Consider the following 576-nt stretch of genomic DNA (forward strand, 5'->3'; position numbering starts at 1 on the left):
CCTCGTTCAGCGCGTTGCAGCTGATGTCGACCACGAGCGTGGCGGTGTGCGACTCGACCACGTCGAACGCGGTGACGACGCCGCCGACGCGGCCGACCGCCATCGTGAGGTCGCCCGCGGCGCTGGCGGAGGCGGGCACCTCGACCCGAGCGGTGATCGTGTAACCAGGACCGGGAACCGGCACCTCGTACCCCCTCCGCACCGCGGTCTTCGCGCGGCGGCTGATGATGAATTGCCACCGTGACCCCACTGTCGGGGCAGCAGGTCAGCCAGCTGTCCGATACCGGCTGGTGATCGCGACGCGGTTGAAGACGTTCATCACCGTGGCAAGCCACGCGATCGCGAGACCTGATCTGCGGTGGGTGCGCCACTGCCCTCAGCGCCTCCGGACCGCGCCTCGCCTCACAGGCTCATGCCGCCGGTGTGGTCGCCCCCGCCTGCCGGGTTCGTCTCCGGCTTGTCGGCGATGACCGCCTCGGTGGTCAGGAACAGCGCCGCGATCGAGGCCGCGTTCTGCAGCGCCGACCGGGTGACCTTGGCCGGGTCGATGATGCCGGCCTTGACCAGGTCCTTGTA

1 protein-coding gene and 1 pseudogene are annotated in these 576 nt (G+C 69.8%); both read right to left on the bottom strand.

Annotated elements, in window-relative coordinates; genetic code table 11:
- A partial coding sequence (locus ACFPL3_RS42040; protein ID WP_465269456.1) for an ACT domain-containing protein occupies positions 1-184 on the bottom strand: 184 nt, incomplete at its 3' end.
- A gap of 218 nt (positions 185-402) precedes the next feature.
- Positions 403-576 (bottom strand): annotated as a pseudogene (gene groEL, locus ACFPL3_RS42045) (chaperonin GroEL); the annotation flags it as partial.

The sequence above is a fragment of the Pseudonocardia zijingensis genome (assembly GCF_042657305.1).
GTDB classification, from domain to species: Bacteria; Actinomycetota; Actinomycetes; order Mycobacteriales; family Pseudonocardiaceae; genus Pseudonocardia; species Pseudonocardia zijingensis.